6 protein-coding genes and 4 tRNA genes are annotated in these 7544 nt (G+C 46.8%); all 10 read right to left on the bottom strand.

The annotated features are described in order from the left end of the window. Positions 1 to 377 precede the first annotated feature (377 nt). Entirely contained in the window at positions 378 to 1079 is a 702-nt protein-coding gene (locus ACTNEN_RS13170; protein WP_441206934.1) for a CvpA family protein, read from the bottom strand. Next, complete coding sequence (locus ACTNEN_RS13165) at positions 1079 to 3043, bottom strand: tetratricopeptide repeat protein (RefSeq protein WP_441206933.1); 1965 nt, start codon at positions 3041 to 3043, stop codon at positions 1079 to 1081. Before ACTNEN_RS13165 ends, ACTNEN_RS13170 begins: the two co-directional genes overlap by 1 nt. A gap of 38 nt (positions 3044 to 3081) precedes the next feature. Beyond that, positions 3082 to 3678 (bottom strand): recombination mediator RecR, encoded by a 597-nt coding sequence (recR, locus tag ACTNEN_RS13160; RefSeq protein WP_441206932.1) that lies wholly within the window; start codon positions 3676 to 3678, stop codon positions 3082 to 3084. A gap of 1 nt (position 3679) precedes the next feature. Continuing rightward, positions 3680 to 4012 (bottom strand): YbaB/EbfC family nucleoid-associated protein, encoded by a 333-nt coding sequence (locus tag ACTNEN_RS13155; protein ID WP_441206931.1) that lies wholly within the window; start codon positions 4010 to 4012, stop codon positions 3680 to 3682. A 29-nt stretch (positions 4013 to 4041) separates the two neighbouring features. Further along, complete coding sequence (gene dnaX / locus ACTNEN_RS13150; RefSeq protein ID WP_441206930.1) at positions 4042 to 5694, bottom strand: DNA polymerase III subunit gamma/tau; 1653 nt, start codon at positions 5692 to 5694, stop codon at positions 4042 to 4044. Positions 5695 to 5740: 46 nt separating this feature from the next. Beyond that, positions 5741 to 6823, bottom strand: a complete 1083-nt coding sequence (locus ACTNEN_RS13145; RefSeq protein WP_441206929.1) for a 6-phosphofructokinase — start codon at positions 6821 to 6823, stop codon at positions 5741 to 5743. A gap of 172 nt (positions 6824 to 6995) precedes the next feature. Continuing rightward, positions 6996 to 7069, bottom strand: a tRNA-Met gene (locus ACTNEN_RS13140). Between the two features lie 15 nt (positions 7070 to 7084). Further along, a tRNA-Val gene (locus ACTNEN_RS13135) sits at positions 7085 to 7157 on the bottom strand. A gap of 27 nt (positions 7158 to 7184) precedes the next feature. Continuing rightward, a tRNA-Tyr gene (locus ACTNEN_RS13130) sits at positions 7185 to 7266 on the bottom strand. A 37-nt stretch (positions 7267 to 7303) separates the two neighbouring features. Next, positions 7304 to 7377, bottom strand: a tRNA-Asp gene (locus ACTNEN_RS13125). Positions 7378 to 7544 lie beyond the last annotated feature (167 nt).

Below are 7544 nucleotides of genomic sequence, written 5' to 3'. Positions count from 1 at the left end.
CAGAACGAAGCTATGCTTTGTTCTCACGTTATTTACTGCGAATAAATTCGCTTTGAGTTTCTTAAACTCTTTTCTGAAAATCCTCTTTAGAATCTTCAGGGTCTGTGTATTGTTTAATCTTGAATTTTCAATGTACCGTTTGCTTGTCTCTTGCGACAGCTTGTATATTTTACTAAACTGTACTGCGTTTTGTCAAGCACTTTTTTCTCATTCGTTTGATTTATTTCTTTCTGTTTCTTTAGAAAAAAAATAAATCTCTGTCTGAGACAGATATATACTCTATCATCTCATTTCAATTCTGTCAACGAGATTTTAACAATTCATGTCAGTTAATATCAGCCAAAAATAGCATCTGAAACTAATATCCCAGAAATCATCTACGCTCCGATCATCGCGCGGAAAATACGCGTGATGACATTCGCCTCTTTAAGATAGTTAAGCCACCCTGGACGGCTGATCTGCTCTCCGATCCCTATGGTAATCGGGCTTTCCGGCAATATCCCTATGAGTATCATCAGTACCCAGATATAAAGGATTGCCTGTACAATGCCAAGCATGCCTCCAAGTGTGCGGTTGATCATATTAAGCCCCGGAGCTCGCATCACATAATCGAGAATTTTCAGCATGATTCGCACCACCAGATGGATCAAAATGGAGAGTGCGATAAAAAGCAGGATTGTAATAATCAAAGATGAGATTTTATCCGCAAGGAAATCCGTAAAGCGGTCCAGTCCAATCATCTGATAAAACAGATCTATGTTTTGATTTACGATTCCTTTACTCTGGTCAACTGCTGCTGCGTCCGGGAGATTGCCGGAAGCCGTATCAGCTCCGCCGGAAAACAATATGGCATTAACGCGATGATTGATCCATGTATTAAGCCTTACATTTCCTATCGCCCAGCTGCGGGCATATGGAAGGATCAGCTTGGTACATACCAGGGATATCACAATAGAAACAAAAGAGACTGACATACGTATCAGTCCCTTTTTATATCCATATACAAACATGGCTGCCATAAATATAGCAGCAATGCTTTCCAGCCAGTTTACTCTTATAAAGTCAAGTGCTTCCGTCATCAGCTGATAAAATTCTCCTCACGTAATATGAGCTTGTCATCCTTATCGTATTTTGGATGAAATACACCTGCAAGCTTCTTGCCAAGGGATGGCTTCTCAGCTTTGTCTGCTGCTTCCTCGATCAACTGTTCGGCACTTGCCTTATTAAGAGGCACACCGTCCTCTTCCATGAGCTCAATCCTTTCATATAAGGCAAGCACGGTCTTACCCGGCATAACACAGTCGATCTGCTTTGCATAGCTCTGCGCATAGGTTGCAAAATCATCCATGCTCATCTCTTTATAGTAATCTGCCGGGAGATCCGGATCCACTGGAGCAGTCTCTATAGGAGCATTTTCCTCCATTTGTTCCGATTCTGCTGCCATATCCGGTTCATAATCCGATGCGTCCTCCGTCTCCTCATTTTCTAAAGCATAAGACGCATCTTCCGAAAGCCTTTCATCCTCCTGCGCAAAATGTTCGTCTGTAACGTCTTCCGAAGCTGCTTCTATCTCCGGACGCAGGTTTTCACTATGCTCTGGGGCAGATACTGTATTGTTTTTCATCCTGATATCATCACCGGATCCAGCAGGTTCTGCTGCGTGATAAGCTTCCCTGACCGGCTCCTCCTGAGAAGTGCTTTCCTGCTTATCCAGATCGACATCCTCCAGAAGCTCCTCCTCCGGTTCTTCCTCAGCATCGGATACGAGATCAAACTTTTTAATAAAGAGCGGACGATCCTCTGCCATACGGTCAAAGTGATCCACCACATCCACAAGCACAACGGAGGATGCATCCTCAGCCGCATCAATATAATCCGATATTTCATCCACAACAGAGTATTTAAGATCTCCCGCGGACTCGACGATCAGGTCTCTCCCGCGAAGCTTTGGTATAAATACCTCAAAGCCCTTTTCATTGAGCTTCTCTGCATTGGTTTTGGCTACCTTAAACTGATATCCGTATTTCTCATGGAAATACTTGATCTCATCCTTGGCAATCCTGAGACCATCCTCCAGAGATTTTGCCTCGATAATCATATGATAGCTGTTAAACTTCCGGATCTGCCGTGGAATCCGGGTGACCGGTGCATTTTTCTGCACATCCTGGTCTACAATCTGCTCTCTGGATGCATAATGCTCCGGGGCGGATTCCTCCTGAACCGACGATTCTTTTTCTACGTCTGAGGAAGATGTAGTTTCCACGTCAGAAGCATTCGCAGAAGCCTCCTCCATATTACGCTCTGTTAAAGAGGAATCGTCATCTGAAGAAGCCTGATCTACGGAAGCCGTTTCAGATGTCACCGCAGGCTTTTCCACATACGCATCGGCATCTCCATACTCCTTTGATACTCTCTCGAGCTTTGCCTCGTACTTATCACGGTTTTCCACCTGGTCCATCTGCTGCTTTGTCAAAGGCTGATACTTAAGCTTAAGCTCCATGGCTTTATCCACATACTTGCCAAGCCCAAAGAGAAGCATGATTTTATCACAGGTCTTGACGCATTCCTCTTCCCGTCCTGCTTCATCATACAGGGCAGCAAGCTCATAAAGCCACTTTTCATCAAGCTCTGTCGATGTATACTGCTCCAGAGAACTGATCAGCTGATCCGGCTTGGCGCCCTTTGCCTTAAGAATCTTATAGCGTAATAGATACTGACGGGCGTCCTCGGGACAAACCTCGCAAAACTCATTATAAAACTCCTGTGCATCGCGGAGTTCTCCTGACTCTACGGAAATCTCCGCGAGCTTAAAAAGGAATCTCTTACCGACCGGCGCCCGGTCAAAGGCAAGCAGAAGGATATCCTTTGCCTCCTGATACTCCTTGTTATGCTCGTAGATATCTGCGACCGAAGCCAGGAGATTGGCATTGCGGACACGTCTCCAGTCAATTGTGTCCGCAATCTGCATGGCAGTTTTGTAATCCCCCTGCAGAGTCATCTTACGCATCTGCTCTGCCTTTATATTAAACTCATACTTATCCATTGGTTTCTCCTCATCTGAAATACATGGCCAGTACGGAATCAGAGGGTAACTCTGCCATCCAGTGCTCTCAGCAATGTAACTTCATCAATATTTTCTATATCCCCGCCAACCGGTACACCGGAGGCAATCCTGGATACCTTGATGCCTAACGGTTTGATCAGCTTGGTAATGTACGTCGCTGTCGTTTCTCCCTCCAGCGAGGAATTGGTGGCAATGATGACCTCCTCGACATCCCCCTGAAGTCTCGCCATCAGCTCTTTCAGGCGAATGTCCTCAGGGCCGATACCTAGCATGGGAGAAATCGCTCCGTGCAGCACATGGTATGTACCATTATACTTCCCGGTACGCTCATATGCACTCATATCTCTGGAATTTTCCACTACCATGATCTGCCTGTGGTTTCGTTCCTCGGAAGCACAGATCGGACAGATCTCCGCATCCGTAATGGTGCAGCAGATCTTACAGTAATGGATATTGGCTCTTGCCTTAACAATGGCATCCGCGAGGGACTCTGCCTGCTCTCTGGGTGCATTGATAATATGAAATGCCAGACGCTGCGCGCTTTTTGGTCCTACTCCAGGTAAACGTGAGAGCTCAGAAATCAGGCGGGATATATCCTTGGAAAAATATTCCATATCAGAAGCCTAAGCCCCCGGTCAGCTTTCCCATAGAATTTTGAGAATCTGTTTCCATATCCTGAAGTGCCTGATTTACCGCAATCATAATCATATCCTCGAGAGTTTCCACATCCTCCGGATCCACCGCGGACGGATCCAGCGTTACCTTTGTGAGCTTCTTTTCTCCGGACACTGTCACCTTGACGGCTCCGCCACCGGCTTCAGCTGAATATTCCTTTTTGGAGAGCTCCTCCTGTGTCTCCTCCAGCTTCCGCTGCATTTTCTGATACTGTTTCATCAGATTGTTCATATTCATACCAGGCATACCGCCCGGAAAACCACCTCTTGCCATATAGGTCCTCCCCGTAAAATCAATTTGTATTATTGCGTCTCATCCTCGGGATCTGCCAGCGCATGCTCCTCCATATCCACGGTTTCCACTTCAAAGTGGATTTTTTCCGCGAGCTCCTCATCCTGTACATAGATGGTATTTCTGGAGGCATCATTGTCTGCAAATACCGCGTGAAACTCAATGTCCTTTTTATATTTTTCCGAAACCACACTCTGAACCTCTCTGAGCGCTGCTTCGGAAGAAATCATATCATACCCTGAATGACTTTTGGTATAAATAATCATTCCGTTTCCGGCTCGATCCGGATTTACCCAGGAATTTGAAAACGCCGTCCGGAGCAGACCGTCCGGCATCGCAGATGCGATATTTTTCCAGTTCTTTTTTAAAAGCATCAGATCCTCAAACTGTGCTTTAGGAAGCTTTACCCTTTCCTCAGAGGGCTGCGGCTTTATCTGTGGCAGTGAAGCTCCCGAGGTGGTAGTTCCCGCAGGTTGCATCGCTGCCCCCATAGAAAAGGCTCCGGAACCAATGCCCTGAAGCTTCCTCTCAAGAGCATCAATCCTTGCATTGACACCCTCCGGTGTAACATCTGTTTCCGTATACGCAAGCTTCATGAGCGTTGTCTCTATCAGAACCCGCTTCTGCATGGAATATCTCAACTGATTGCAGAGCTCCGAGAGCATACGGATATACCTAAGCAGCTCGTCAATCGAAAACGATCCGGCATCCTCTCTTAGCCGCGTAAGATTTTCCCTGGACATATCCACAAGTCCATGGAGATCATCCACCGTTTTTGCCATCAGCATGTTCCTGACATAGTAGAGAAAATCCGCCGCAAACTGCGACAATTCGCGACCCTGCTCCACCATTTCCGCTACAAGCTCCATGGTTTTGTGGATATCCCGTCCGCGGAGCGCACGCACAAGCTCTGAAAAAATCCGGATATCCACAGCGCCCAGGATATTGAGCGCATCTTCATATGTAATTCTCTTATCAAACTGAAAGGCGGAGCACTGATCCAGGAGACTTACGGCATCTCGCATGGATCCATCTCCCACTCGCGCAATATAATGCAGCGCATCATCCGTAATATCAATCTGCTCTGCATCGGAAATCTCCCGCAGTCTTCCGGCAATCACCTCTGTGGAAATCCTCTTGAAGTCATATCGCTGGCAGCGGGACAGAATGGTAATCGGAATCTTATTGGGCTCTGTTGTAGCAAGCACAAAGATGACGTACTCCGGCGGCTCCTCCAGCGTTTTTAAAAAGGCATTAAAGGCACTGGTGGAGAGCATATGCACCTCGTCGATAATATATACCTTGTATTTACCATCCACCGGAGGATATGCCACCTGGTCCCGGATCTGGCGAATGTCATCGACGCCGTTGTTGCTCGCGGCATCCATTTCGATAACATTCATGCTGGACTCACTCAGAATCGCCCGGCAGGATGGGCAGGCATTGCATGGATTTCCATCCACCGGATCCTCACAATTTACCGCTCTCGCCAGAATCTTGGCAACGGAGGTCTTACCTGTTCCACGTGTGCCGCAAAACAGATAGGCATGACCGATTCTGCCGGTTTTAATCTGATTTTTAAAGGATTCGGTAATCGGCTCCTGCCCTTTTACCTCGTCAAAGGTCCTTGACCTCCACTTTCTGTATAATGCAGTATAGCTCAATGTTTTACTCCATGTACTGAATCAACTGCCAGCAGCCGCCAGATACTCAGACTTCGTCACCAAAGCTGATACCAACGGCTCTTGCGTCCTTGATGATCTGAGATTCCGGTTCCACAGTCTTTAATTTGCCGGCAATTTCCGCAAGCGGTACACTGACGATCTCATTATTGACAAGCGCCACCATGTTTCCAAAGCTTTTCTTCTGGATCAGCATTGCAGCCTCCACGCCAAATCTTGTCGCAAGCACCCGGTCATAGGCCACCGGTGCGCCGCCTCTCTGCGTATGTCCCGGTACCGTTACACGCACTTCAATCCCGGTTTTTTCAAACACCTGATCCGCAAGCTCATAGGAAACAGACGGATAGATCTTACCCTCCGAGCGCTTTTTCTTAAGCTCCTTTTTACTGAGGATCGAGTTTTCATAGGAAATCGCTCCCTCTGCCACTGCAATAATAGAGAACGGGGAACCATGACTGTATCGCTCCTGTATCTTGCTGCAGACTGCGTCAATGTGATACGGGATTTCCGGGATAAGAATGATATCAGCGCCTCCGGCAAGACCTGCATATAATGTCATCATGCCAACCTTATGTCCCATAATCTCTACAATAAATACTCTCTTATGTGAAGCTGCTGTTGTGTGAATGCAGTCTATCGCATTTGTTGCCACACTGACCGCTGAATGAAATCCAAAGGTCATATCTGTACCCCAGAGATCATTATCAATGGTTTTAGGACAGCCTACTACATTTAAGCCTTCCTGCTGCAACAGATTAGCTGTTTTAAGTGAGCCATTACCTCCTAGCACTACTAGACAGTCCAGCCGGAGCTGACGATAAGTATTTTTCATCGCCTCCACTTTATTAAGACCATTTTCATCCGGCTCTCTGATCAGTTTAAAAGGAGTACGGCTGGTACCGAGAATCGTACCTCCGATATTCAGAATCCCGGAAAAATCGGAACGCTCCATCTTACGGTATTCGGAATAAATCAGACCGTGATATCCATCCTCAAATCCATATATACTCAGATCATTACCATATATGTTATACAGAGTTTTTCCTACACCCCTCATTGTTGCATTCAATGACTGACAATCACCGCCGCTGGTTAGAATCCCTACTCTCATCCATACCTCCTTGTCTTAAGGTTATGCTTGGACATGCCTAAAAATACACGAATGATTATACAAGTAGAAAAAGGCGACCGCAAGCCTGTGTATGGAATAATAGTCCATTGCAAGTGTAAAGCTTATAAAAAAACCTTGGGTGTGCCAAAAAGGCTCACTCAAGGTTTATGAGTTGCGGGAGAAGGATTTGAACCAACGACCTTCGGGTTATGAGCCCGACGAGCTACCAGACTGCTCCATCCCGCGATATTGAATATGAAATGGGGCCTACAGGGCTCGAACCTGTGACCCTCTGCTTGTAAGGCAGATGCTCTCCCAGCTGAGCTAAGACCCCATTGATCCGACTATATAAGTCAGATAATGGATGGGGGTGGATTCGAACCACCGAAGTCAGTGACAACAGATTTACAGTCTGCCCCCTTTGGCCACTCGGGAACCCATCCATTTGCAATTCTTATCCTGTAACAAATCTTACAGGAGCGACCCGAGACGGGATCGAACCGTCGACCTCCGCCGTGACAGGGCGGCGCTCTAACCATCTGAGCCATCGGGCCAATATATCGTGCCTTGAAAACTGCACACTGCTTAGAATACCATATTCACTTTAGATTGTCAACATCAAACCTAACCGGACCAAAAACCTTTTGGATAAGCCCTCGACCTATTAGTAACTATCACCTGAATGCCTTGCGGCACTTACAGCTTAGCCCTATCAACCTTG

The organism is Oribacterium sp. HCP28S3_H8 (assembly GCF_052064775.1).
In the GTDB taxonomy this organism is placed as follows: domain Bacteria; phylum Bacillota; class Clostridia; order Lachnospirales; family Lachnospiraceae; genus Oribacterium.
The sequence above is the reverse complement of the archived record's forward strand: the minus strand, read 5'-3'. Positions and strand labels throughout refer to the sequence as shown.

What these genes read in the sequence shown, in the direction of transcription:
- ACTNEN_RS13145 (WP_441206929.1), bottom strand. Translation starts at nt 6,823, where the DNA reads ATGAGAGTAGGGATTCTAACCAGCGGCGGTGATTGTCAGTCATTGAAT.
- ACTNEN_RS13170 (WP_441206934.1), bottom strand. Translation starts at nt 1,079, where the DNA reads ATGACGGAAGCACTTGACTTTATAAGAGTAAACTGGCTGGAAAGCATT.
- ACTNEN_RS13155 (WP_441206931.1), bottom strand. Translation starts at nt 4,012, where the DNA reads ATGGCAAGAGGTGGTTTTCCGGGCGGTATGCCTGGTATGAATATGAAC.
- ACTNEN_RS13165 (WP_441206933.1), bottom strand. Translation starts at nt 3,043, where the DNA reads ATGGATAAGTATGAGTTTAATATAAAGGCAGAGCAGATGCGTAAGATG.
- recR (WP_441206932.1), bottom strand. Translation starts at nt 3,678, where the DNA reads ATGGAATATTTTTCCAAGGATATATCCCGCCTGATTTCTGAGCTCTCA.